Raw genomic sequence first — 23,164 nt, 5'->3', positions numbered from 1 at the left:
AAACGGGGCGCGTGCCTATTCTTCGTTGTAGCGGTAGCCGATGCCATAGAGCGTCTCGATGGCCGAGAACTCAGGATCAGCGGCGCGCATCTTCTTGCGAAGGCGTTTGATGTGGCTGTCGATGGTGCGGTCGTCGACATAGACCTGATCGTCATAGGCCACATCCATCAGCTGGTCGCGGCTTTTGACGAAGCCAGGGCGTTGCGCCAGGGCCTGCAGAAGCAGAAACTCGGTCACGGTCAACGAGACATCATTGCCCTTCCAGGTCACCGCATGGCGCAGCGGGTCCATCCGCAACTCACCACGTTCCATGACCTTCGCATCACCTGTGCTAACCGCAGCGCTATCGCCCTCGGTGGCTTCCTGACGACGCAGCAAGGCGCGAATACGTTCGACCAAAAGGCGCTGCGAAAACGGCTTCTTCACATAGTCATCCGCGCCCATGCGCAGACCCAGAACCTCGTCGATCTCGTCATCCTTGGAGGTTAGAAAGATAACCGGCATCTGGGTTTTCTGGCGCAGCCGCTGCAATAGATCCATCCCGTCCATCCGCGGCATCTTGATATCCAGAACAGCCATATCGGGCAGCTTTTTATTGAAAGCATCCAGCGCAGCCTGACCGTCATTATACGTTTCAACCTCGAAACCCTCGGCTTCGAGCGTCATGGATACCGACGTCAGAATGTTTCTATCGTCATCCACTAGTGCAATCTTTGACATTGGGGTCACCCCTATTCCTGCTCATATACGCAATAATACGCTTTTTTGTAGGATATTGTTGGCGGTTTTAAGGCGCCGAATCAATCCGTAACCACGAATCAAGCCATTCTTGCGGCAGTTCTGCGGCAAAAATGCCTTGCTGGCCGCAAAATGCTGCCCGGTTTTCCGACAGGAAATTCTTGGTTGCGCTAAACCTGTACTTGGTTGCGCTAACTGCGTCAAAGCCTTCTGTTCATGCCCCAAACGACCATGATAAGAGGACGCCTGTCCGCCGGAGTCCTCCGGCATGATTGCCCCAAGAGCGCACCGGGCCGTACCGCCTTGCGCGCCGCCACAGGAGAAGACACACATGACATCTGGACGGGTTAACCCGCAATTCCGCCTCGAAGATCAGGGCATCGAGGGTCTGGGCAATGTCTATTACAACTTCATGGAACCGGCGCTGATCGAAGAAGCGCTGAAGCGCGGCGAAGGCACCCTTGGCAATGGCGGGGCCTTTCTGGTCACCACCGGCAAGTTCACTGGCCGTTCGCCCAAGGACAAACACGTCGTCAAAACCGAAAGCGTCGCCGACAGCATCTGGTGGGAAAACAACGCCGCCATGAGCCCCGAAGGCTTTGACGCACTGTACGAAGACATGCTGGCCCATATGAAAGGCCGCGACTACTTTGTGCAGGACCTCGTTGGCGGGGCCGATCCGACCTACTCGATCAACGTGCGCATGGTCACCGAGCTGGCCTGGCACAACCTGTTCATCCGCCACCTCCTGCGCCGCCCGGATCGCGAAGATCTGGATGATTTCACGGCTGACTTCACCATCATCAACTGCCCCAGCTTCCAAGCGGATCCCGCCAAGCACAACTGCCGTAGCGAGACGGTGATTGCACTGAACTTCGACCGCAAGCTGATCCTCATCGGCGGCACCGAATACGCGGGCGAGAACAAAAAATCCGTTTTCACCCTGCTGAACTACATGCTGCCGGAAAAAGGCGTGATGCCAATGCACTGCTCGGCCAACCACGCTGTTGGGAACCCGGTCGACACCGCCGTCTTTTTCGGCCTGTCCGGCACCGGCAAGACCACCTTGTCCGCCGATCCGGCACGGATTCTGATCGGTGACGACGAACATGGCTGGTCGGATCGTGGTACGTTCAACTTCGAAGGTGGCTGCTATGCCAAGACCATCAACCTGAACGCCGAGGCCGAGCCCGAGATTTACGCGACGACCTCGAAATTCGGCACGGTGATCGAGAACATGGTCTTCGATCCCGAAACCAAGGAACTTGATTTCGATGATGACTCACTGACTGCAAACATGCGCTGCGCCTACCCGCTCGAGTATATCTCGAACGCATCCAGCAGCGCTCTGGGCGGTCATCCCAAGAACATCATCATGCTGACCTGTGATGCGTTCGGCGTACTGCCTCCCATCGCGCGGCTGACACCGGCGCAGGCCATGTATCACTTCCTGTCGGGCTTCACCTCTAAGGTAGCAGGTACCGAGCGTGGCGTGACCGAGCCGCAACCAACCTTCTCGACCTGCTTTGGCGCGCCCTTCATGCCGCGCCGCCCCGAGGCCTATGGCAACCTGCTGCGTGACAAGATCGCCCAGCACGGTGCGACCTGCTGGCTGGTCAACACCGGCTGGACCGGTGGCGCCTACGGGATTGGCAGCCGGATGCCGATCAAGGCAACCCGCGCCTTGCTGACTGCTGCGCTGGACGGTTCGCTGGCCGATGCCGAGTACCGCAAGGATGCTAATTTCGGCTTCGACGTACCTGTCTCGGTTCCCGGAGTGCCTGAGGTTCTGCTGGATCCGCGCCGCACCTGGGATGATCAGGTTGCGTTCGACAAGCAGGCAGAGAAGCTGGTGCAGATGTTTGCGGAGAACTTTGAACAGTACATTCCGTTCATCGACGAAGACATCAAGGCTGTTGCCATCGGCTGACCTGAATCAAGGGCGCTTCGGCGCCCTTTTCTATGCCAGAGCGTTCACCTTCCGGTTACCGCGCGGAAACAGCATATACAAATGCGTTGTTCCGAAGTTTCCGATACGCTACAGTCGCTACATTAAATTGGCCCGGAGCTTTTGCACCGGGCCGAATCTTAAAATAACCTTTGGGCAGCTCATGCGCGGACACTCACACCAGCGAATTGGGCAACCTAATCACGACGCTAGTCTAAGTAGATGGGGTAAAGTGTCAATATGAAACCAGCCAGACACCACGGTGTTTGGATATATTTCCAGGTTTCGGCTTTGGCCGCGTTGGCACGAAAAAGACAGGTAAGATATGACCGAAATCTCGAAACTCACCGAACTTCGCAAGCTCATGCAAAGCATGGAGCGCACACTAGGCCTTGAACAGCTTTCTCCGGTCGAGCGCGACATTTATTACGCGGCCGAAGAGCTATCGAAAGCCGATCAGGAAGTCCGGACATTCGGCTTGATCGAACACACTCTGGTCCAGAGCGTTTCGCGGCCCACCTTTTTCCGCGCGCTGAAGTCGCTGGTCGAAAAGGGTTATCTGTCGCAAAGCGGCACAGCCAACCGCGGACGGTATATCGTACATGCACCACGGTGACGCCGCGCCCCGGCAGATCAACGGCTGATCGACGTGCGCAAGTGGGCCTCGGAAACATTTTTTGCCTCTTTGGCCTATGTGATCGCATCCTTCCTCACTTTTGAGGTCCTGATGCCTTTGCAGAACTTGTTCTTTCCCGAATATCCAAGCCGGGCAAGTCTGCTGTTTCTACCACATGGCGTGCGCGTTCTATCCGCGTGGTTGTTGGGCTGGAGGGCGATCTTTGCCCTTCTTCCCGGTGTTTTCATCGTTTTCGCAGCACTCGGCGGCAGCGATGTGTTCTTACCCAGTCGTATTATGGCGATGGCAATCGCCGTAACAACGGTTCCCGCGGTCTTCTATCTCTGCAAGTGGCTCGGATGGGATTTGTTCCCGCGCGCTGACCGCAAACCCTGCTGGATTTGCATCATGGGCGTCGGCGTCGTGACCTCGTTCCTGGTCTCAGGTCTGACGAACCTGGCCTTCGGCAGTGCGACCGCTGAGTACATAGCCTTTCTGATCGGAGACGTCTCGGGCCTCTTCTTCCTGATGCTCGGCCTCTATTTCGCGTTTCGCTTTGCGGACAAGCGGGCTTGATCCGCTAACCGAAGAGACCACGGCGGACAAGGTTCAGCCCGGCAATCAGCAGCACCAACAGGGTGATTTTCCGAAACCGGGCCTGATCAATACGGTCCTGCAACCGCATCCCCAGCCACAACCCCGCAAGGGCTGGCACGACCAAAACGGCTGAGAACGGCGCGGTCTCTCGGTTCAGTATCCCTGATCCGATATGTGCCACTGTCAACGCAATAGCACCCAAACCATAGATCACGCCCTGCACTCTCAACTGCTCTTGCTTTGGGGTGTTCAGGGCCGTCAGATACGCCACGGTCGGAGGCCCCCATACGCCCGAAATCCCGCCGACAAAACCCGCAATTACGCCGAAGATCGCTTCGATACGCGCTGATGCTTCCTTGAGGGAAAAGGTAACCCCGAGGATCTGCAGCAATGCAAAGGCTGTCACCGGAATGCCGATCAACATCAGGAAGGTCGAGGCCGGAACCAGCGTCACCAACTGCGCTCCGATCAGCAGAAAGATCAAACCAACGCTCAGAAAGACCCGGAACCGCAGGATCGAGGCAATAGCCGCCCGCCCCCCTTCCTGCAGCGCCTGAACACCATTGGTCACAACGGTCGAGAAGATCAGACCGGCAACCGCGAGCTCAGGCGACAGGAACATGCTCAGCCCCGAAACGAGAACCATCGGCATCGCAAACCCGACCATGCCTTTAACCCATCCGGCTAGACACGCAATCGCAGCAGCCAGGGCAAGATCGGTCGGAGAGAGTGTGGAAAACAGTGTCATGCCGTCTAGATATCACCCTGTGCGCTCTCTGCACTGCAAAAATGCCAAGGTAATATTTGAACTTTTTCGCTACGTAATAAGTATTTTTGTTGCGCTGCACGTGCAGCATGATATGACCAGACGACGCAAAAGAGGACGTGATTCATGGCCCATGACGGACAGGATATGACCCAGATGACGACAGCTGCGATTTTGCCGGACCTTCTGGCCCTGACAAAAGCCGCCGTACCCGCGGTCGAAGCTGTATTTGAGCGTGCACGCGATTCGGTGCGGTCCATGGTCGAGGCGGACGGTCGCGTCTCGGGCGCTTTGATCGAGGCGAACCAGACAGCTGCCCACGGGCTAGCATGGCTGGCGACCTATCATCAGTCCCTCGCGCAGATGCAACGCTGGGCCGAAGCGCTTGAGGCGGACGGCAAGTTTGGCGAGATTGAGCAACTGCTGCACCAGATCGCCTTTGGTGAGTATCTGCATCAGGTCGCTGGTGGTATCCCCATGAACCAGGGCGAGGTTGTCCGCCTGCAGGATTTGGGGCTGGGCTGGGACGCTCTGTCCGGGTTCCAGACTTCTGAGATCCAGACTCTGATGGCGCAGGCAAATACGCAAGCTGCGCGTTCGCGCCTTGTATCCCTGATGGAAGACCAGGCCGGAGCCACCATGTTCGGCGCGTCGGGTCTGGACGAAGAGCTTGAGATGATCCGTGACCAATTCCGCCGTTATGCCGTCGAAAAGGTCGAACCGCACGCCCATGACTGGCACCTCAAGGACGAACTGATCCCGATCGAAGTCATCGAAGAACTGGCCGAGATGGGCGTTTTCGGCCTGACCATCCCCGAAGAATTCGGTGGATTTGGCCTGTCCAAAGCCTCGATGTGCGTGGTGTCCGAGGAGTTATCGCGTGGCTATATCGGCGTCGGTTCTCTGGGCACACGCTCCGAGATCGCGGCTGAGTTGATCATCGCAGGCGGTACGGATGAGCAAAAAGCGAACTGGCTGCCGAAGCTGGCCAGCGCTGAAATCTTGCCGACGGCTGTGTTCACCGAACCCAACACCGGCTCGGATCTGGGCAGCCTGCGCACACGCGCGGTCAAGACCGCCGATGGCGACTATGAGATCACGGGCAACAAAACGTGGATAACTCACGCGGCCCGCACCCATGTGATGACCCTGCTGGCACGTACCAATCCTGACAGCACCGACCACCGCGGCCTGTCGATGTTCCTGGCCGAAAAGACACCGGGCACGGACGAAGCCCCCTTCCCCACCCCCGGCATGACCGGCGGTGAGATCGAGGTGCTGGGCTATCGCGGCATGAAGGAATACGAGCTGGGCTTTGACGGCTTCCACGTGAAGGGTGAAAACCTTCTGGGCGGCAAAGAAGGCAAAGGCTTCAAGCAGTTGATGGAGACTTTTGAATCCGCCCGCATCCAGACCGCCGCCCGCGCCATCGGCGTTGCGCAAAGTGCGCTGGATATCGCGATGCAATATGCGCAGGACCGCAAGCAGTTTGGCAAATCGCTGATCAACTTCCCGCGCGTGTCCGGCAAGCTGGCGATGATGGCGGTTGAGATCATGATCGCGCGGCAGCTGACCTATTTCTCGGCCTGGGAAAAAGACCACGGCCAACGCTGCGATCTAGAGGCCGGTATGGCCAAGCTGCTGGGCGCACGTGTGGCCTGGGCCGCGGCCGATAACGGGCTGCAGATTCACGGCGGCAACGGCTTCGCGCTGGAATACAAGATCAGCCGCGTTCTGTGCGACGCGCGTATCCTGAACATTTTCGAAGGGGCTGCCGAAATTCAGGCACAGGTCATCGCACGGCGTCTGCTGGGCTGACCGATATTCGGCAACTTCATTTCCCCAACTGAACCCGGCGCCCGCGCCGGGTTTTTTTCTTGAATTGCTTATTTTGTGCGCGGCGCTAACAGCGTGTCCCATAACGCCAACAGAACCAATTCTGAACACTCCTCACTGCAACTTCCCCCTTCCCGATCTCGCGCAGATCACTTACACGACCTTTCGAAACCCGGACGGAGAGACAAACGTGATACGCCTGACCGCGCTGCTTGCTGCCTTGGTGATGCTGACCCTTGGGGCCTGCACTCCGTCTTCGACCGTAACACGGTCGGATGTCGATGGGCTGGCGCTTGAGATCCGCAACCTTGGCCCCGATGTCGACCCGGCCGAGGCCCGCCGCGCCGCAGAAATCTCTTACAGCTATTCGCAACAATTGAAGCGCGACTGGAACGTGACGGATTCGCCGATCGTTCACAACGCCAAGGTCATCAACGGCTTTCGTGACTATGGCCTGTGCAATGACTGGGCGCAGGCCATGACCCGGCGCTTGCAGCAAGAGGACTTTCAAACGCTGGACGTGCATTGGGCAACCTCCCCTCCGACCACGTTCCGCATCATCCACCATTCGGCGGCGATCAGTGCGCGGGGAGATAGTCTGAAGGACGGCGTGATCCTTGATCCCTGGCGGCAGAGCGGCGACCTGTTCTGGGGCGAGATCTCGGAAGACGACCGCTACAATTGGCGGCCCCGACTGGAGGTGCGCGAAGAGCTGATCTCGGCCAACGCGGGCAGCTGAGATTCCGGTTCAGCCGAAACCCTAGTCGCGCTAGCTTGTGCCCATGTTACGCCTAACCCTCGTTCTGCCCATGATGGCCCTGTTTCAATGCGACCGCGACGAAACCGTGGCTGCCTATGGCGCGTCTGACCGGTCCTGGGTGCTGCAAGAGATTGACGGGCAGCCTTTTGAAGCCAGCGCCCTGCTGCAATTCCCCGAAGAGGGCAAGATCGCGGGCAATGCCCCCTGCAATAGCTACAATGGCACGCTGAACGCGCCCTATCCTTGGTTCGAGATCAAGGACCTTGCCGCCACCCGCGCCGCCTGTGCCGCGCTTGAGGCCGAGGGAATGTATTTCGCCGCCCTGTTGGCGATGACCCAATCCGAGGTTTCGGGCGATTTTCTTATTCTGCGCAATGAGGACGGGCACGAGATGGTGTTCAAAGCCGCCGAGTAAGCCTCTCGACGAACCGCGCCCGCGCCTCGGGCAGTGGATGATGGCCCAGCGCGGGCGCAACGCGGTGTTCCATGAAATACCCCGTCGTGTTCAACCCCTGCACGATCTCGGCATCCGGGGCCGTCCCTTCGCCCCGCAGACAGGGTGGCAGGGGCAACAGGCGGTCGGCCCACTCCCCAGCGCCTTCAACGCTGACGGCCCGACCCGTTTTGGGCGAGACATAGACCAACCCCTCGGTCGCGCCTGTCACAGCGCAAGAGGACAGGTCGAGGCCAAAGCCCAGCTCCTCAAGCAGCGCAAGTTCCCACCGCAGATAGGCCAGCGACCAGATCTCATCCTGCCCGAGCAGATCCATCAACTGTTCGGTCTGGCTGTAGATTGCGGGATGCGGCTCGCGCTCGGGCAGGCAAAAGGACAACAGCGACACTACGGCGTTAAGCCCCGCCAGCGCCAGCCGACCAGAGAACGCCGCCGCCGCGCGCGAGCGTAGGGGTTCGACCTGGAAGGTGCCAATATGTTCCTCAAGTCGCGCCCGCCACAGCACGTCCAGCTGCGCGCCGGGCTGCAAGATCGGCGCAATCTTGCGGCTGGTTCCTCCGCGCACCACGCCCGCATGACGACCATGGGCCTCGGTAAAGACCTCGATGATCGCGGCCGTTTCACCGTGGCGGCGCGTGGTCAGTAAGATGCCGTAATCGCGCCAGTCCAAGGCAAGCTCCGGTCGGGGTTGGAAATCGCTCGCCTCACAAGAGCGCAACTGCGCGGCGGGCGCAAGCGGGATGGGGACTCGACAAACCGGGCGCTTGGTCCAAGATTATCATTGGGCGCGCGATGGGAGGGAGGACAAAGATGCCAGGCAGAGTTTGGGTTTTGCTATTTGCAAGCTTGATCGGCTTTAGCCCTCTTTCCGCATTCGCTCAGGCAGACTGGTCGCAGGTGAAGCCGGTTCTCGACAAGCGATGCGTGGTTTGCCACGGCTGCTACGATGCGCCCTGTCAGGTCAAGCTGACCTCACCCGAGGGGCTGCTGCGCGGCGGCAACAAGCTGGCGGTTTACCATTCGCAGCGTCTGGAAGATGCCCAACCCACCCGTTTGGGGCAGGATGCCACAACGGTTGAGGGGTGGCGGGATTTGGGATTCCATGCAGTTCTTCCGCAGGCACAAGGCGAGTCCAGCTTACTGGAACGCTATCTGGCCTTGGGTGCCGAGAACCCTCTGCCCGCAAACGCGCCTCTGCCCGACTCGTTGGGGCTGGCGCTTGACCGCCCCTTGGTATGCCCAACCGATCAGGAGTTCGACGCCTTCCGCGAAAGTCATCCGACGGCCGGAATGCCCTATGGGACCGCGCCACTGACGGCCTCGGAGCATGAACTGTTGATGGATTGGGTGCAGAGCGGAGCAGCCTTGCCTGAGGCGGCTACGCCATTGCCGGACGATATCCAAGGGCAGGTTACCGCCTGGGAGGCGTTCTTCAACGCCCCCGACCCGCGCGCTCAATTGATGAACCGGTATCTGTTCGAACATTTGTTTCTGGCCCGCCTGCATTTTGAAGGCGATGACCCACGGCGGTTCTTTCAAATGGTCCGGTCCAGAACGCCCAACGGAGAAAAGATCGACATCATCGCCACCCGCCGCCCGTTTGACGACCCCGGCGCGGACCCTTTCTACTACCGTCTACAACCGGTCGATGAAACCATCGTCCACAAGGAACATCTGGTCTACACGTTAAGTCCTGATCGCATGGCGCGGTTTCAGGCGCTATTCCTGCAACCCAACTGGGCGCTGACCGACCTGCCCTCCTATGGCGATGCCGAAGGCGGAGACCCGTTCTCGACCTTCGCGGCGATCCCCGCGCGTAGCCGCTATCAATTCCTTTTGGACGATGCGCTGTTCTTTGTCCGTAGCTTCATCCGCGGCCCCGTCTGTCACGGGGAGACTGCCGTTGACGTCATTGAGGACCGGTTCTGGGTCAGTTTCCTTGACCCCGACGCAGACCTCGCGATCACCGACCCAAGCTTTCTGGCCGAAGGCGCTGCGCTTCTTGAGTTGCCCGTCGCGCAAGTGGATCAAAGCTTGGGCGACCTGCACATGTTCTCGCATCAGAACCAGGCCGAGTACCTTGAGTTCCGCGATACCCGCTATCGCAGCGGTCCCGCGCATCAAACTGGCTGGGGCTATGACGCGATTTGGGATGGTGAAGGAACCAACCCGAACGCCCTGATCACCGTGTTTCGGCATTTCGACAACGCCTCGGCCCTGACAGGATTTCACGGCGATATTCCGGAAACCGCCTGGGTCATCGACTATCCTGTGTTTGAACGGATCTACTATAATCTGGTGGCTGGATATGACGTGTTCGGGCGTGTCGAACATCAACTGGCGACCCGTATCTACATGGACGAATTGCGCATGGAGAGTGAGGACAACTTCCTGACCTTCATGCCGCGCAATCTGAGGCCGGGGATGCACGAAAACTGGTACCGAGGCGTTCTGGCCAGATTGCACACTTTTTGGCACACCCGTCGCATCGACGACACGATGCCCACCGGGGTCACGTTTGAAACGGACGCCCCCAAGCAGGAGTTTTTTCTGCAGCTTTTGGCCCGCGGCAACGGGCTATGGTCGCGCTCAGACCCGATCAACCGATGCGATGGCGCGCATTGCGCGCAGGATGCGCTGACTGCCCTGGCCAGCCAGACGGGGCCTTGGGTCAAGTTCCTGCCTGACCTTTCCTTGCTGGTGGTCGAGACAAGCGACGAGAAAGCCGAAGTTTTCACCCTGATCCACGACAAGGCCCATACCAACATTGCCTTCCTGTTTGACGAATCCGCCCGGCGAGAGCCCGAAAAAGACGTTCTGACCATTCTGCCTGAGATGATCGGAAGCTACCCAAACTTCTTCTTCAAACTGCCTGAGGCGCAATTGCCTGACTTTGTTCAAGCCGTGAAATCACTTGCCACTCAAGAAGACTGGATGCAGCTGGTCGCCGATTTCGGCGTGCGCCGGACCAGCGAGGACTTCTGGGCCATCAGCGATCAGATCCACGCCCGTTTTCTGCAAGACAAACCAATTCAGGCGGGTATTCTGGACCTCAACCGGTACAAAGACCCAAAGCCCGGCGAAGATCCGACCTGAGCATTGCGGTTTGATGAAGAGGGGATGAAAAACACCCGCCAGCGCCGCAAGCTGTGACACCCACACGATAAGTTCAGCCCGACAGACTTGCCGAAGGACGGCAGCGGCCCTACCCTTCTGCTATGCGATCTTTTGCACATATCCGGCCAGCCTATAGCCGGGCAGAGCGCGTCAGTGACGGAGTTGTACATGTTCTGGGCCTGTTTCTAGCCCTCATCGCGGTTCCCATTCTGATTGTCATGACGATGTTCTATCGCGCCGACCCGGACGCGGTCATGGGCGCGTCGATCTACGGAGTGACGCTGATCCTGATGCTCAGCTTTTCTGCGCTCTACAACATGGTCGTCAGTGATCGATGGTCAGAAGTTCTGCGCAGGCTTGATCACTCGGGCATCTATGTGAAGATCGCAGGCACTTACACGCCCTTCCTGCTGCTGTCCGGAGCGCAAGCCCCGGGGCTGATGATCGGCCTTTGGTCCTCGGCCACGCTGGGATCAGTGCTGAAGATGGTGGACCCGCACCGCTTTCGCTGGATCGGGCTGATCTTGTATCTGGGAATGGGCTGGGCCGCCGTCTGGAGCGGGCACGCTTTGCTGGACGAGCTGCCACCTTCGGTACTCGCTCTGATGATTGCCGGAGGGGTAGTCTATACCGCAGGTGTCATCTTCTACCTGTCCGACTGGATGCCCTATCACAACACGATCTGGCATGTTTTCGTTCTGGCAGGCAGTGTTCTGTTCTTCGCCGCCGTATCGCTGCGGGTGTCGCTGGAGCCGTTGTTGTTGGGCTAAAGACCCTTCAGAACGTCAGGCCCGCGTGCATCAAGATACCAACCACCATCAACAGGTTGAGGACCATCGAGATTCCATTGCCCACATAAATCGGCAGCTTCCCGACCACCAACCCATAAGCAAACCACAAGAATGACAGCGCAGCATAAAGCGACCAGGACAAAAGCGACTGGCCGGTGGCGTGTTGCGAGTGTGTGAAAAACAGCTTGATCAGCTGCGGCAGCGTGGCAAAGGGGCCGACGACACCAATGAAGACCATGAAGCCTTCGAATCGCTGCATCCAGTGACCCAGGTTCGATTTTTCAAGTTTCTCAGCGAGTGTTTCAGCCACGCCAACACCTGACCTTTTTGCGGTTTTCTCAACGATCAGCCTGTGCCGACCTGCCCTTCAAACTAGACGGTTTGAGCCGCCTGTCCAAGTCCCTGTGGGTGGGTTTATTCCAGCCCCTCATCATCCAGCAAATGCCGCCCCTGCCGGTCTTCGACCTCAATCACCCAGAGATCAGGGTCAAAGCTGCGCTGGCGCTGGATGGCCTCGTCCACATCGCGTTCGGCGCCGCTGGAGAGTTCTACCCATTTACGAACGCCGCTCATCAGGTCAAAGCTGCGTTGGAAGGCCACCGCCTGCCCATCAAGCGTGTTGAGTTTGACCAGCACCGCGCCCGCCGTGTCATCGCCATGCGCCACCACGAAGGCCGGGATTTCCTGAAACCGCAGCCGTGCCAGATAGGCATGGACCCAGAAGTCTGCGGTCAGACGCGTCATGCGTTGCCGTCTTTGAAATCCAGACCCATTTCCGAGTACCGCTCGGATTCCTCCAGCCAGTTGGGCCGGACTTTGACCTGCAGGAACAGGTGAATCTTACGATCCAGAAACTCTTCCAGTTCCGCCCGCGCGGCCTGGCTGACGGCCTTGATCGTCTCGCCTTTTTTGCCCAGTACGATGCCTTTGTGGCCGTCGCGCATGACATAGATGATCTGATCAATCCGGGCCGAGCCGTCTTTGCGCTCTTCCCAGTTCTCCGTCTCGACGGTTAGCTGATAGGGCAGTTCTTGATGCAAGCGCAGGGTCAACTTTTCGCGCGTCATCTCGGCGGCGATCATGCGCAGGGGCAGATCGGCGATCTGGTCTTCGGGATAAAGCCAAGGGCCTTCGGGCAGCTCTCCCGCCAGCCATTTACGCAGGTCGTCGACGCCGTGGCCTTTCTCAGCCGAGATCATGAAGGTCTCAGCAAAAGGGTAGCGAGCGTTCAAGTCGCTGGTCAGCGCCAGCAACTTCTCGGAGGGCACCTTGTCGATCTTGTTGATGGCCAGCGCGATGGTGCGGCCCTGCCCGATCTCTTCGAGACCTTCGAGGATCCGCTCGACGCCTTCGGTGATGCCGCGATGGGCCTCGATCATCAGGACAACCACATCCGCATCAGCCGCCCCACCCCAGGCAGCGGCAACCATGGCTCGGTCCAGACGGCGGCGCGGTTTGAACAGGCCGGGCGTATCCACAAAAACCAGCTGCGCGTCGCCCTCCATCGCCACGCCACGGATGCGGGCGCGGGTGGTCTGCACCTTATGCGTCACGATCGAGACCTTGGCCCCGACCATGCGGTTCAAAAGGGTGGATTTGCCTGCATTGGGCTCTCCGATCAGGGCGATAAATCCGGCGCGTGTGGTCATGTGTGTTGCGATCCTGTTTGCAAGTGCGCACCCCTATAGCAGAATGCCCGCGCGGGCCAGAGGGTTTTGTCGCATTGCGATCCGTTGTGCGCAGTGAAACTGTAGCCTTACGCCACGCCGATGACAGCCAGGCGAGGATTTCATCAAAGAGGCAAATCATGAAACGTCGCGAGTTCCTTTTGGGCACCAGCGCCGCCGCAGGGGCAATCGGATTGGGAGGGTTCGGTCTAGCCTCGGCCGCGCCTGAACTGGTCATCCAATCGGCCAGTTTTACATTGCGCGATCAGGTGACGACCGGGATGGTCAGCCTATCCTCTGATGCGCCGCCGCCGGTACTGCGGGGTCGTCAGGGTGAGGCGATGCGCCTGCCAGTACGCAACTCGACACTAGACTACACCGCGATGCATTGGCACGGGCTGCGTATTCCTAATGCGATGGACGGCGTTCCCTATCTGACCCAGATGCCATTGGGACCGAATGAACTGTTCGACTATGAGTTCACGCCCCCTGACGCTGGGACCTATTGGTACCACCCCCATTGTATGACGATGGAGCAGATGGCTCACGGTCTGACCGGCGTGATGGTCATTGCCGAGGCCGAATATCCCGGGTTTGACGGCGAACAGGTCATTAACCTGCGCGATTTCCGTCTGGATGACGAAGACCAGTTCTTGCCCGCTTACACCCAGCGCGGCGCAGCAAGGGCTGGAACGTTCGGCAATCTACAAACTGCAAACTGGCTGGATACGCCCGTTTATGACCACGTCTCGGGCGGGTTGGTACGGCTGCGGGTGGTGAACACGGACACGACCCGGATTTATCGGCTGCATCTTGCGGGCGGCAAGACCCGGATCATCGCCTGGGACGGACATCCGGTTGATGTCGAGCTCCCCCTGCCACGCGCCGAGGACCCTCTGCTGGTCGGACCGGGCCAACGGGTGGATTTCGCGGTGGCGATGCCCTCAGGCGAGGGGCAGATGGTGGATCTGGTCGCGAAACTGCCGGGTCAGCCGCATCGCCCGATGGCACGTCTTCGGGCCCTAGGCGCGGATGTTGCGCGCGATTTGCAGGAGTTGAAACCACTGCCCCCGAATCCGGTTGCACGGCCTGATCTGACCAAGGCCGAACTGCATGAGTTCGTCTTTGGCTGGACGCCCGAAGGTGGAGAGCCGAATAACGGGTTCTGTGGCTCTCTGGGATATAATTTCTGGTCGATCAACCGAACCCCTTGGGCGGGCGATGCCGCCGAGGGTGTTGGCCCTCTGGCCGTTTTGGAGATGGGCAAAAGTTACGTTCTGCGGCTACGAAACGAATCGCCGAACCTTCATCCGATCCACCTGCATGGGCTTGTGTTCACGCCGATGAAATCGAACCTACGCAAGCTGCCGCCTTTGCTGACCGATACCATGTTGCTGCTGAAAGATGAGGTGGTCGAGATCGCACTGGTCGCGGACAATCCCGGCGACTGGGCCTTTCATTGTCATGTGATCGAGCATCAGAAAACCGGTCTGACCGGGTATATCCGGGTGGTTTAAAGCGTTTCGGGTTTCACATGAATCAACGAGTGGCACAAATGTCCCGAGAACGCTGGAAGCGTGGCAGGGTATTCGTGTCACTAATTTAACCCAAAACGTTGCAGGCATCGGATTGACTACGCCAATCCGACCGGTAGGGGGCCAGCCCCCTCGTCCAGATTTCATCCGGCCTCACCCCCGGGATATTTTTGGCCGGATGAAGAGCGGATCGGGTTTTGGAAGATGAACGAGGGCTACTTCGGCAGCGAGTCCAGAAGGGCCTTTGCCGCAGCCTGTTCGGCCTGGCGTTTTGATCCAGCGGTGGCCTGTGCCTCGGTCCCGTCCTGCAGGCGGGCGGCGATGGTGAAAACCGGAGCGTGGTCGGGGCCACTGCGTTTGACCTCGATATAGCTGGGCGGTTTCTGGCCGCGGGCCTGCGCCCATTCCTGTAGCGAAGTCTTGGCGTCGCGAGCGTCAGATTCGACCGTGTGGATGCGATCCCCCCAGAGGGCGAGGATGACGTCGCGGGCGGCCTCAAAACCGGCGTCGCGGTAGATGGCGGCGATCACTGCCTCCATGGCGTCGCCCAGAAGCGCCTGTTTGCGGCGCCCCCCGGACAGCATTTCGGACCGGCCGAGCTTGAGTACGGCGCCCAGATCAATCTGGCGGGCGACATCGGCACAGGCTTCTTTACGCACCAGCGCGTTGAAACGAGGGGCCAGCTGGCCTTCGGAGGCTTTCTTGTCCGCCTCTAGCAGGGCTGTCGCCATAACGAGGCCCAGAACGCGGTCGCCCAAGAATTCGAGCCGTTGGTTGTCGGGCCGGGTGGCGGACGAAACCGAACCGTGGGTCAGCGCCCTCACCAACAGCTCGGGGTTCGAAAATTCGTACCCTAAGCGGTGCTGAAACGCCTTTATGTCGGCCGATACCTTCAATTGACCGCCTTGAAGAAGCGGTCGCTGCGCCATGTCCAGAAGAACAGCATAGACCGGCCAGCCGACGAGAACATGATCCGGTCTGCGCGACCGATCAGGTTTTCGTAAGGAACATAGCCTACCCCACCAGCAGATTGCGGCAGACGGCTGTCGGCAGAGTTATCGCGGTTGTCGCCCATGAAAAAATAGTGGCCTTCGGGCACCGTGTAGATGCCGGTATTGTCGGACCCTTGATTGCCGATACTCAGCACGTCATAGGATACGCCATTGGGCAGGGTCTCGACAAAGCGCTCTTTCTCACAGACGCCACCGATACCGACCGGGCCGTTGGAGCAGCGCGGACGCAAGCGTTGCGGACCTTGCGGAGCCGCCACTTCCGTGAAGACGCCATCGGCTTGTTGCGGGACGGGTGTGCCGTTCAGAATGATCTGCCCTTGACGGACCTGAACGCGGTCGCCCGGTAGGCCGATGAGGCGTTTGATATAGTCACGCCCCGTCACAGGGTGACGGAAGACGATCACATCGCCGCGTTCGGGCTCTCCGCCCCAGATGCGGGTATTGTCGTCACCCGGAAGCCAGCCGCAGATATCCTCGGCGTCGATATTCAGACCGATACTGGGGATGATCAGGCTGGGGCAGGAGGCGTAGGAGTAACCGTAGGCCATCTTGTTGACGAACAGGAAATCGCCGATCAGCAGGGTCTGTTTCATCGAGCCGGAGGGGATCCAGAAGGGCTGGAAAAACAGGGTGCGGAAAACGCCTGCGATCAACAGGGCGTAGACAATGGTTTTGATCGTCTCCCAGATGGGATTTCCGGTTTTGACGTCCTCGGCCATACTGCTCTCTGCTCCTTGGTGTGTTGGGTGCTAAATGCGGGCCATGCGGGGGCAAGTCAAGGCTGCGTACCGGCTTCTTGAAGCGGGCGCGCCTCGATCACCACAAAGGCCTGCGCCCAGGGGTGGTCATCGGTCAGGGTGACGTGGATAATCGCCTCATGGCCCTCCGGCGTCATCTGGCGCAGCCGGTCGGCGGCCCAGCCGGTTACATGCATCACGGGCTGGCCCGTGTGCAGGTTGCTGACCGCCATGTCCTTCCAGGCGATGCCCATGCGCAGACCGGTGCCTAACGCCTTGGAACAAGCCTCTTTCGCGGCCCAACGTTTGGCGTAGGTGCCTGCGGTGTCGTAGCGACGTTCCGCCTTGCGCTGCTCGGTCTCGGTGAACACGCGATTGCGGAAACGGTCGCCGAAACGGTCGAGCGTGCGCTGAATGCGCTCGATATTCGCGAGGTCTGTACCAACTCCGAGGATCACGACAACCGAACCGTCAAAATCTTATAGCTGGCGACGCCGAAGAACCCCGCAAAGGCAAAATCGAACCAACGTCGAGCACGCCGGTAGGCGCTACCCATACGCAACGAGGAAAACAGGAAGGCGTAACCGATGAAGATCAGCAACGATCCCGCATAAAGTAGGCCGAAATATCCCAACAACACCCATAGGCTGGCATCATTTGGGGCAACGATCGCATAGATCGATCCCCAACTGAGGATCGCCTTGGGGTTCGTCAGGTGAATGGCTGCACCTTTCGCAAAGATCGTGCGCAGCGACCCGGTGACTGGCTTGCCCAATGGAACCTCACCCGCGGTCATCGCGCGGCGCAGGGCCTTGAGGGCCAGCCAGCCCAAATAGGCGACACCAAAGTAACGGATCACCTCGAAGACCCAGACATTTGCCAGCATGATCGCCGACAAGCCCAGCGCGGCGGCAATCCCCCAAGCAGCAGAGCCCGCGCATATGCCAAGTGCAAAGACCAGCCCTGCACGGCGACCTTCAGACATAGCGGTACCGGCAATGCCCATGGTGGCCGGACCGGGTGAGCCACCGGCCATCAACCAGGCAAACCAGATCGCTATGAAAGCGGGCGTGATCACGCCCGCGCCTCATCCATCAGGCGACGCATTTCCTGTATGGCGGGGGTAAGGCCCAGAAAGATCGACTCACCGATCAGGAAGTGGCCGATGTTCAACTCACGCACTTCTGGGAAGGCCGCGACGGGTTTCACCGTCTCATAGGTCAACCCGTGGCCTGCATGGACTTCGAGGCCCAGCGAATGGGCAAAGGTCGACATCTGGCGCAGGCTTTCCAGCTCACGCTCGGCCTCTTCCATGCGGCCTTCGGCGAAGGCGTCGCAATAGGCGCCTGTGTGTAGCTCGATCACCTCGGCCCCTATACGGTGGGCGGCCTCAATCTGGCGTTGGTCAGCGGCGATGAAGATCGACACACGACAGCCGACATCGCGAAGCGGAGCAATGAAGTGGGCCAACTTGTTTTCCTCGCGCGCGACTTCCAGCCCACCTTCGGTGGTGCGTTCCTCACGCTTCTCCGGCACGATACAGACCGCATGAGGTTTGTGCCGCAGGGCGATCTTCTGCATCTCTTCGGTGGCCGCCATTTCAAAGTTCAGAGGGACCGAGAGGACGTCCATTAGCCCATCAATATCCGCATCCGAGATGTGACGGCGGTCTTCGCGCAGATGCGCCGTAATGCCATCGGCCCCGGCCTCTTCGGCCAGTTTGGCGGCACGCAGCGGGTCGGGATAAGCCCCACCGCGTGCGTTACGCACGGTGGCGACGTGGTCGATATTCACACCAAGACGCAGATAAGTGTCAGACATCGCGCGATTCCTTTTTTACGGTTTGAGCTGAAGCTAGTGCCTTTTCCACCGAAGTGTCAGCCTCGGTTTCAGCCAGACGTTTGATTTCGTCGAATTTGGCTTTGATCCGCGCGCGGCGGCGCTGTTGATAGGTGCGGATCAGCGGCAGGCTGAGATAAAAGCAGATCACCCCAGCCAGCAGACCGGGAAGAATGCCGCCGATCATATAGGGGTAGAACACTTCGCGGTAGAAAAGACCCAGGCCGTGCCAATCCGCGACGCGGTCGGTAAACATGGCGAGGAAGTTGTTCTTCAGATCGCCCATCGCATCCGCGAATTTCCCCATCAGACCGCGGGTTTCGCTTTTCTCGAATTCGGTTCCAAGAAGGAAGTGCCCCGTCTGCAGGCAGATGACGCCGATCGGAACATAGGTCAGCGGATTGCCGAAGAACGTGCCGCTAAGGGCGGCCACGATATTGCCGTTGAGCAGGCGCGCTCCGATGGCGGCGACCAGAAAATGCAGGCCATAGAAGGGTGTAAACGCGGCAAACACCCCTGCCCCGATACCGCGCGCGATCCGCTCGGGCGAGTCTGGCAAGCGGCGAACGCGATGTTTGACATAGTGAAAGGCGCGGGTCCATCCGCCACGTGGATAGACAAACTCAGATGCGGCCTGAATGGGAGAGCGTCGATCTCGGCGCTTGAAAACCACTCCTGATCACCTCATCTCAACCAGCCGGCAGGGCGGCATTTTCACGCTCTCGGTACCGTTCGACAGCGGCCACGTCACTTTCTGCCTCGAGCATCAGCATCAGCGAATGCAATTGTTCAAGGTCTCGCAGTTCGACATTGATCAGCAGTCGGTAAAAATCCGGTTTGCGGTCGACGAACTCAAGGTTCGAGATATTGGCCTTTTTCTCGCCGATCAATGTGCAAATACGCCCCAGTACGCCCGCATCGTTGCCGATGGTGAGGTCAAGTGTCGCGCCATAGACTGCCGGGTGGGTGCCGGAATGCCAGTGAAGATCGACCCACCGCTCGGGCTCATTCTCATATGCGCCCAGGCGGTTGCAATCGATGGCGTGAACCTCGACGCCCTTACCCCGATGCGTGATGCCGACAATCCGCTCGCCCGGCAGGGGCTGACAGCAGGGGGCGCGGTCGAATTTCTGACCTGGCTCAAGACCGATCACGGCGCGCCGCAGGGGGATCGCATCGCCGTCATCCTGTGTCAGTTCCGGATAAACGGCGCTGACCACGTCATGGGCTGTCAGTTCGGCACTGCCCAAGCGTGCCAGCAGCTCATGCCGGTCTTTCAGACGCAGGTGTTTGGCGGCTGTATCCAGCGCTTTGTCTGTGGATTTGCGGCCGACATGTTCGAACCCGGAACGCGCAAGCTCTTTGCCAAGTTTGATGAACCGCTCACGGTCAACCTCGCGCAGGGCACGGCGGATCGCGGTGCGAGCCTTGCCGGTCACCGCGATCTCAAGCCAAGTGACCTGAGGGGTTTGGCCATCGGCGGTGATGATATCGACCGACTGCCCGTTCTTCAGTCGGGTCCAGAGCGGCACGCGGATCGCATCGACCTTTGCCCCGACACAGGCGTGGCCGATACGGGTGTGGATGGCGTAGGCAAAATCAATCGGCGTCGCCCCACGCGGTAGCTTCACGACATCGCCTTTCGGCGTGAAGCAGAATACCTGGTCCGAGTACATCTCAAGCTTGACGGCTTCAAGGAAGTCTTCGTGATCTTCCTCATTGTCGAATTGCTCGGTCAGGTTCGAAATCCACTTGGCCGGGTCGACCGCAAACGGGTTCTCGGTCCGGACACCGTCGCGATAAGACCAGTGCGCGGCCACGCCGGTTTCAGCCACATCGTGCATCTGGCGGGTACGGATCTGAACTTCGACCCGTTTGCCGTCACGCCCCGAGACAGTGGTGTGGATCGAGCGGTAGCCGTTCGATTTCGGTTGAGATATATAGTCCTTGAACCTGCCAGGCACCGCGCGCCAGCGCTGGTGGATCGCGCCGAGGGTGCGGTAGCAGTCTTCCTCGGTTTCGGTGATGATGCGGAAGCCGTAGATATCGGATAGGCGCGAGAAGCCCTGATCCTTTTCCTGCATCTTGCGCCAGATTGAATAGGGTTTCTTGGCGCGACCGAAGACTTCGGCCTCGATGCCCGCTTTCTCCAACTCATGACGCATGTCGCCTGTGATCCGGTGGATCACGTCTCCGGTTTCGCGCTGCAGTGTGATGAAGCGGCGGATGATCGACTGACGCCCTTCGGGGTTCAGCACTCGGAAGGCGAGGTCTTCGAGTTCCTCGCGCATCCACTGCATTCCCATCCGGCCCGCAAGCGGCGCGTAGATATCCATCGTCTCGCGTGCTTTGACGATCTGCTTTTCCGGGCGCATCGCCTTGATCGTGCGCATGTTATGCAAGCGGTCGGCCAGCTTGACCAAGATCACCCGCAAATCCTTGGACATGGCCATGAATAGCTTGCGGAAATTCTCAGCCTGTTTGGTTTCGCGGCTTGAGAGTTGCAGGTTGGTCAGTTTGGTGACGCCATCGACCAGTTTGGCGACCTCATCCCCGAACAGCTCGGCCACTTTACCATAGCTGGCTTTGGTGTCTTCGATCGTGTCGTGCAAAAGCGCCGTGATAATGGTCGCATCATCCAGACGCTGTTCGGTCAGGATGGCGGCAACGGCAACGGGATGGGTAAAATAGGGCTCGCCAGAATGGCGGAACTGCCCTTCATGCATCTGCTGGCCGAATTCATAGGCCTTGGCGATGCGTTCAGCGTTTGTCTTTGGGTTATAATTGCGGACCAGCGCAATCAGGTCGTCAGCAGAAATCATCCGGTCCGCACCTTCGTTTTGAGGGCTTACCCCTGCCCTTGAGCCTCCATCAGAGCACGCAGGAGTTTTTCTTCCGACATGTCATCTTCGGCAGGCTTGTCCGATTCGGCACCCATCAGCAACGCCATCTGATCTTCTTCCGGCTCATCAACCTCGATCTGGGTCTGGTTGGCCTCGATCAGACGCTCGCGCAGCTCGTCTGCGCTCTGGGTCTCGTCCGCGATTTCACGCAGCGAGACAACGGGGTTTTTGTCGTTGTCACGGTCCACAGTGATCGGTCCACCGGCGGAAATCTCACGCGCACGATGGGCGGCAAGCATCACCAGTTCAAACCGGTTGGGAACCTTGTCTACGCAGTCTTCAACCGTCACGCGGGCCATGGAACGCTACTCCGTTGCTGAGTCCATATCAGGAAGCGTTGTATCTAAGACCGATTGAACGCCTTGACAAGCAGGAAATAGCGCAAATCCACCAATCTACAAAGGTGTGACCGCTGCTATATCTTCAGCTGGCAGTGCCTCGAGCATTTGTTGGACGGTCTGGCCTAGAACCGGATGGCGCCAATCCGGGGCCACGTCGGCCATAGGCACAAGCACAAACGCCCGGTCCTGCAAGCGGGGATGGGGCAAAATCAGCTGCTCTGGCGCCTCTTGACGCTGTGCATCCGCGGGCAGGGTCAGCCAGCGATCGAAGGTGGCGGGATCGGGCAATAACTGATCATCGTAGCACACCAGATCCAGATCCAGCGTCCGCATCCCCCAGCGCTGCACCCGCTCACGACCGAACTCATGCTCGACCTCATGCAGAACCTCCAGCAGCTGCGCAGGTGTAAGGTCAGTCTCGATCAAAAGGGCTGCATTGACGTAGTCGGGGCCCGCACCCGGAGGGAAACAGGGGGTTGCAAAAAACCGGCTTTCGGCGCGAATCACCACACCACGGTCCGCAAGCGCTATTATTGCGTTGCGAAGTGTCACCTTGGGCCCTAGTCCGCTCAGATTGAGATTTGCGCCCATCGCAACAACTGCATTTGAAGTGGTTTTGCCCATTAATACCCCCATATTCGGCCAAATGCATACTTGCGATGCGCATTAAAAGCCCTAATTATAGGCACACCAGCACGCTTAATTTTACACCACTCACTCTTAGACGCGCAGCGGGCTGGATTATACCGGAAGGACCTATTTATGTTTTATAAGGACGAACGGCTAGCGCTGTTCATCGACGGCTCGAATCTTTATGCCGCCGCAAAAGCACTTGGCTTCGACATCGACTACAAGCTTCTGCGGCAGGAATTCATGCGCCGTGGTAAGCTTCTGCGTGCTTTCTACTACACGGCGCTGCTGGAGAATGACGAGTACTCTCCGATCCGACCACTGGTTGACTGGCTGCACTACAATGGCTTCACCATGGTGACCAAACCGGCCAAGGAATACACCGACAGTATGGGGCGTCGGAAGGTAAAGGGTAACATGGATATCGAACTCACCGTCGATGCCATGGAACTGGCACCACGCGTTGATCATATCGTGCTATTCTCGGGCGATGGGGATTTCCGCCCGCTAATTGCCAGCCTGCAACGCCAAGGCGTGCGGGTTTCGGTCGTGTCGACCATCCGCAGCCAGCCTCCGATGATCTCGGACGAGCTGCGCCGCCAGGCTGACAACTTCATCGAACTGGAAGACCTGCGCGACGTGATCGGCCGCCCGCCTCGGGAAATGCCGACCGAACCACGTAGTGTAGCAGCCGCCGGCGGGCACTAGCCCTCGGCGTCACGATTGGGGATGAGATTAGCGCGGTCAGGGTATGAAACCCTGGCCGCGCTTCTTTAACTAAGGTTTGGTACTGAAACACCTAACGGCTATCAGTGATTCATGTCAGATCAATGACGCCGCCCTGTCTGGACCAAGGCCGTGAAAAGACCTACCTGT

General features: G+C 59.0%; 26 protein-coding genes. 10 read left to right on the top strand and 16 right to left on the bottom strand.

The window, feature by feature from the left end:
- Positions 1-15: 15 nt before the first annotated feature.
- Both ACRZ95_RS19905 and ACRZ95_RS19900 read right to left on the bottom strand, forming a co-directional pair.
- Positions 16-720 carry a response regulator transcription factor gene (locus ACRZ95_RS19905; RefSeq protein WP_170380430.1) on the bottom strand — a complete coding sequence of 235 codons (705 nt, stop codon included), beginning with the start codon at positions 718-720 and terminating at the stop codon, positions 16-18.
- Positions 721-741: 21 nt separating this feature from the next.
- Positions 742-1,008, bottom strand: a complete 267-nt coding sequence (locus tag ACRZ95_RS19900) for a hypothetical protein (RefSeq protein WP_170681220.1) — start codon at positions 1,006-1,008, stop codon at positions 742-744.
- Positions 1,009-1,069: 61 nt separating this feature from the next.
- On the opposite strand from ACRZ95_RS19900, the gene ACRZ95_RS19895 reads away from it, so the two are divergent.
- From ACRZ95_RS19895 to ACRZ95_RS19885, 3 genes are all read left to right on the top strand, one after another.
- Complete coding sequence (locus tag ACRZ95_RS19895) at positions 1,070-2,668, top strand: phosphoenolpyruvate carboxykinase (RefSeq protein ID WP_170681222.1); 1,599 nt, start codon at positions 1,070-1,072, stop codon at positions 2,666-2,668.
- 343 nt (positions 2,669-3,011) lie between these two features.
- Positions 3,012-3,302 carry a hypothetical protein gene (locus ACRZ95_RS19890; protein WP_170380432.1) on the top strand — a complete coding sequence of 97 codons (291 nt, stop codon included), beginning with the start codon at positions 3,012-3,014 and terminating at the stop codon, positions 3,300-3,302.
- 111 nt (positions 3,303-3,413) lie between these two features.
- Positions 3,414-3,878: a hypothetical protein gene (locus ACRZ95_RS19885; RefSeq protein WP_247748283.1), complete on the top strand. Its 465-nt coding sequence runs from the start codon at positions 3,414-3,416 to the stop codon at positions 3,876-3,878.
- 4 nt (positions 3,879-3,882) lie between these two features.
- Here ACRZ95_RS19885 and ACRZ95_RS19880 read toward each other — a convergent pair whose 3' ends face one another.
- Positions 3,883-4,647: a sulfite exporter TauE/SafE family protein gene (locus ACRZ95_RS19880; protein WP_170681224.1), complete on the bottom strand. Its 765-nt coding sequence runs from the start codon at positions 4,645-4,647 to the stop codon at positions 3,883-3,885.
- Positions 4,648-4,791: 144 nt separating this feature from the next.
- On the opposite strand from ACRZ95_RS19880, the gene ACRZ95_RS19875 reads away from it, so the two are divergent.
- The 3 genes from ACRZ95_RS19875 (at position 4,792) to ACRZ95_RS19865 (ending at position 7,676) form a co-directional block, all read left to right on the top strand.
- The gene (locus ACRZ95_RS19875) at positions 4,792-6,483 is read left to right on the top strand and encodes an acyl-CoA dehydrogenase family protein (RefSeq protein WP_170681226.1); all 1,692 of its coding nucleotides are present in this window, start codon (positions 4,792-4,794) and stop codon (positions 6,481-6,483) included.
- Between the two features lie 208 nt (positions 6,484-6,691).
- The gene (locus ACRZ95_RS19870) at positions 6,692-7,240 is read left to right on the top strand and encodes a hypothetical protein (protein ID WP_480555461.1); all 549 of its coding nucleotides are present in this window, start codon (positions 6,692-6,694) and stop codon (positions 7,238-7,240) included.
- Between the two features lie 43 nt (positions 7,241-7,283).
- Positions 7,284-7,676, top strand: coding sequence for an META domain-containing protein (locus ACRZ95_RS19865; protein ID WP_170681228.1), 393 nt, complete (start codon positions 7,284-7,286; stop codon positions 7,674-7,676).
- Here ACRZ95_RS19865 and recO read toward each other — a convergent pair.
- Positions 7,660-8,385 (bottom strand): DNA repair protein RecO, encoded by a 726-nt coding sequence (gene recO / locus ACRZ95_RS19860; RefSeq protein WP_170681230.1) that lies wholly within the window; start codon positions 8,383-8,385, stop codon positions 7,660-7,662. The genes ACRZ95_RS19865 and recO overlap by 17 nt on opposite strands.
- Positions 8,386-8,525: 140 nt before the next feature.
- Here recO and ACRZ95_RS19855 point away from each other — a divergent pair, with 140 nt between their 5' ends.
- Complete coding sequence (locus ACRZ95_RS19855) at positions 8,526-10,811, top strand: fatty acid cis/trans isomerase (RefSeq protein WP_170681232.1); 2,286 nt, start codon at positions 8,526-8,528, stop codon at positions 10,809-10,811.
- 122 nt (positions 10,812-10,933) lie between these two features.
- Complete coding sequence (trhA, locus tag ACRZ95_RS19850) at positions 10,934-11,602, top strand: PAQR family membrane homeostasis protein TrhA (protein WP_170681243.1); 669 nt, start codon at positions 10,934-10,936, stop codon at positions 11,600-11,602.
- Positions 11,603-11,609: 7 nt separating this feature from the next.
- On the opposite strand, the gene ACRZ95_RS19845 is transcribed toward trhA, so the two are convergent.
- The 3 genes from ACRZ95_RS19845 to era form a co-directional block, all read right to left on the bottom strand.
- Complete coding sequence (locus ACRZ95_RS19845; RefSeq protein WP_170681245.1) at positions 11,610-11,933, bottom strand: SemiSWEET transporter; 324 nt, start codon at positions 11,931-11,933, stop codon at positions 11,610-11,612.
- A gap of 104 nt (positions 11,934-12,037) precedes the next feature.
- Positions 12,038-12,367, bottom strand: a complete 330-nt coding sequence (locus ACRZ95_RS19840) for a DUF1491 family protein (protein WP_170681247.1) — start codon at positions 12,365-12,367, stop codon at positions 12,038-12,040.
- Positions 12,364-13,272: a GTPase Era gene (era, locus tag ACRZ95_RS19835; protein ID WP_170681249.1), complete on the bottom strand. Its 909-nt coding sequence runs from the start codon at positions 13,270-13,272 to the stop codon at positions 12,364-12,366. The genes ACRZ95_RS19840 and era overlap by 4 nt, the downstream gene beginning before the upstream one ends.
- 158 nt (positions 13,273-13,430) lie before the next feature.
- Here era and ACRZ95_RS19830 point away from each other — a divergent pair, with 158 nt between their 5' ends.
- Complete coding sequence (locus ACRZ95_RS19830; protein WP_170681251.1) at positions 13,431-14,807, top strand: multicopper oxidase family protein; 1,377 nt, start codon at positions 13,431-13,433, stop codon at positions 14,805-14,807.
- Positions 14,808-15,040: 233 nt separating this feature from the next.
- Here ACRZ95_RS19830 and rnc read toward each other — a convergent pair whose 3' ends face one another.
- From rnc to folK, 9 genes are all read right to left on the bottom strand, one after another.
- Positions 15,041-15,721, bottom strand: coding sequence for a ribonuclease III (gene rnc, locus ACRZ95_RS19825; RefSeq protein WP_170463210.1), 681 nt, complete (start codon positions 15,719-15,721; stop codon positions 15,041-15,043).
- Positions 15,718-16,557, bottom strand: coding sequence for a signal peptidase I (gene lepB, locus ACRZ95_RS19820; protein ID WP_170667993.1), 840 nt, complete (start codon positions 16,555-16,557; stop codon positions 15,718-15,720). Before lepB ends, rnc begins: the two co-directional genes overlap by 4 nt.
- Positions 16,558-16,613: 56 nt before the next feature.
- Positions 16,614-17,033: a holo-ACP synthase gene (gene acpS, locus ACRZ95_RS19815; RefSeq protein WP_170667994.1), complete on the bottom strand. Its 420-nt coding sequence runs from the start codon at positions 17,031-17,033 to the stop codon at positions 16,614-16,616.
- Positions 17,030-17,653, bottom strand: coding sequence for a LysE family translocator (locus ACRZ95_RS19810; RefSeq protein ID WP_170681253.1), 624 nt, complete (start codon positions 17,651-17,653; stop codon positions 17,030-17,032). The genes acpS and ACRZ95_RS19810 overlap by 4 nt, the downstream gene beginning before the upstream one ends.
- Positions 17,650-18,396: a pyridoxine 5'-phosphate synthase gene (locus tag ACRZ95_RS19805; protein ID WP_170681255.1), complete on the bottom strand. Its 747-nt coding sequence runs from the start codon at positions 18,394-18,396 to the stop codon at positions 17,650-17,652. Before ACRZ95_RS19805 ends, ACRZ95_RS19810 begins: the two co-directional genes overlap by 4 nt.
- Complete coding sequence (locus ACRZ95_RS19800) at positions 18,389-19,087, bottom strand: DUF2062 domain-containing protein (protein ID WP_170380448.1); 699 nt, start codon at positions 19,085-19,087, stop codon at positions 18,389-18,391. Before ACRZ95_RS19800 ends, ACRZ95_RS19805 begins: the two co-directional genes overlap by 8 nt.
- Positions 19,088-19,103: 16 nt before the next feature.
- Positions 19,104-21,236 carry a RelA/SpoT family protein gene (locus ACRZ95_RS19795; RefSeq protein WP_170556386.1) on the bottom strand — a complete coding sequence of 711 codons (2,133 nt, stop codon included), beginning with the start codon at positions 21,234-21,236 and terminating at the stop codon, positions 19,104-19,106.
- Positions 21,237-21,262: 26 nt separating this feature from the next.
- Positions 21,263-21,616, bottom strand: coding sequence for a DNA-directed RNA polymerase subunit omega (gene rpoZ / locus ACRZ95_RS19790; protein ID WP_170380450.1), 354 nt, complete (start codon positions 21,614-21,616; stop codon positions 21,263-21,265).
- Positions 21,617-21,712: 96 nt separating this feature from the next.
- Positions 21,713-22,282, bottom strand: a complete 570-nt coding sequence (folK, locus tag ACRZ95_RS19785) for a 2-amino-4-hydroxy-6-hydroxymethyldihydropteridine diphosphokinase (RefSeq protein ID WP_170681257.1) — start codon at positions 22,280-22,282, stop codon at positions 21,713-21,715.
- A gap of 138 nt (positions 22,283-22,420) precedes the next feature.
- Here folK and ACRZ95_RS19780 point away from each other — a divergent pair, with 138 nt between their 5' ends.
- Complete coding sequence (locus ACRZ95_RS19780; RefSeq protein WP_039541714.1) at positions 22,421-22,996, top strand: LabA-like NYN domain-containing protein; 576 nt, start codon at positions 22,421-22,423, stop codon at positions 22,994-22,996.
- Positions 22,997-23,164: the final 168 nt, after the last annotated feature.

This window comes from Ruegeria sp. AI3, assembly GCF_056541245.1.
This window is presented reverse-complemented; position numbering and strand designations above follow the sequence as displayed.

Coding starts and splice junctions, on each gene's coding strand:
- ACRZ95_RS19905 (WP_170380430.1), bottom strand. CDS start 720: ATGTCAAAGATTGCACTAGTGGATGACGATAGAAACATTCTGACGTCG.
- ACRZ95_RS19900 (WP_170681220.1), bottom strand. CDS start 1,008: ATGCCGGAGGACTCCGGCGGACAGGCGTCCTCTTATCATGGTCGTTTG.
- ACRZ95_RS19895 (WP_170681222.1), top strand. CDS start 1,070: ATGACATCTGGACGGGTTAACCCGCAATTCCGCCTCGAAGATCAGGGC.
- ACRZ95_RS19890 (WP_170380432.1), top strand. CDS start 3,012: ATGACCGAAATCTCGAAACTCACCGAACTTCGCAAGCTCATGCAAAGC.
- ACRZ95_RS19885 (WP_247748283.1), top strand. CDS start 3,414: ATGCCTTTGCAGAACTTGTTCTTTCCCGAATATCCAAGCCGGGCAAGT.
- ACRZ95_RS19880 (WP_170681224.1), bottom strand. CDS start 4,647: ATGACACTGTTTTCCACACTCTCTCCGACCGATCTTGCCCTGGCTGCT.
- ACRZ95_RS19875 (WP_170681226.1), top strand. CDS start 4,792: ATGGCCCATGACGGACAGGATATGACCCAGATGACGACAGCTGCGATT.
- ACRZ95_RS19865 (WP_170681228.1), top strand. CDS start 7,284: ATGTTACGCCTAACCCTCGTTCTGCCCATGATGGCCCTGTTTCAATGC.
- ACRZ95_RS19855 (WP_170681232.1), top strand. CDS start 8,526: ATGCCAGGCAGAGTTTGGGTTTTGCTATTTGCAAGCTTGATCGGCTTT.
- trhA (WP_170681243.1), top strand. CDS start 10,934: ATGCGATCTTTTGCACATATCCGGCCAGCCTATAGCCGGGCAGAGCGC.
- ACRZ95_RS19840 (WP_170681247.1), bottom strand. CDS start 12,367: ATGACGCGTCTGACCGCAGACTTCTGGGTCCATGCCTATCTGGCACGG.
- era (WP_170681249.1), bottom strand. CDS start 13,272: ATGACCACACGCGCCGGATTTATCGCCCTGATCGGAGAGCCCAATGCA.
- ACRZ95_RS19830 (WP_170681251.1), top strand. CDS start 13,431: ATGAAACGTCGCGAGTTCCTTTTGGGCACCAGCGCCGCCGCAGGGGCA.
- lepB (WP_170667993.1), bottom strand. CDS start 16,557: ATGGCCGAGGACGTCAAAACCGGAAATCCCATCTGGGAGACGATCAAA.
- ACRZ95_RS19805 (WP_170681255.1), bottom strand. CDS start 18,396: ATGTCTGACACTTATCTGCGTCTTGGTGTGAATATCGACCACGTCGCC.
- ACRZ95_RS19795 (WP_170556386.1), bottom strand. CDS start 21,236: ATGATTTCTGCTGACGACCTGATTGCGCTGGTCCGCAATTATAACCCA.
- rpoZ (WP_170380450.1), bottom strand. CDS start 21,616: ATGGCCCGCGTGACGGTTGAAGACTGCGTAGACAAGGTTCCCAACCGG.
- folK (WP_170681257.1), bottom strand. CDS start 22,282: ATGGGCAAAACCACTTCAAATGCAGTTGTTGCGATGGGCGCAAATCTC.
- ACRZ95_RS19780 (WP_039541714.1), top strand. CDS start 22,421: ATGTTTTATAAGGACGAACGGCTAGCGCTGTTCATCGACGGCTCGAAT.